Genomic DNA, 223 nt, shown 5'->3' with positions numbered 1-223 from the left:
GATTGGTTTAATCGATGAAAATGAATTAAAAAAGATAGCGGGTGCAGGAGATGTGAATCCAGAAATAGCACCAACGCCGCACACAGTTACAACCATAAAGTTTACTACAGTGTGCCCGATTACACATTCACTAGTTTGATACAAAAGAATTGGTTGGTTTAGTCAATGAAGATGAATTGAAAAAAATAGTGGGTGTCAGAGTAGATGTGCCCCCAGAACTTAC

Annotated in this window: 1 protein-coding gene; it reads left to right on the top strand. The window is 38.6% G+C overall.

Annotation, left to right across the window (positions count from 1 at the left end):
* Position 1: 1 nt before the first annotated feature.
* Positions 2 to 139 (top strand): class II lanthipeptide, LchA2/BrtA2 family, encoded by a 138-nt coding sequence (locus MR083_RS27935; RefSeq protein WP_313954469.1) that lies wholly within the window; start codon positions 2 to 4, stop codon positions 137 to 139.
* The last annotated feature ends 84 nt before the right edge of the window (positions 140 to 223 follow it).

The organism is Bacillus cereus group sp. BfR-BA-01408, assembly GCF_022663305.1.
GTDB lineage: Bacteria > Bacillota > Bacilli > Bacillales > Bacillaceae_G > Bacillus_A > Bacillus_A pacificus.
This window is presented reverse-complemented; position numbering and strand designations above follow the sequence as displayed.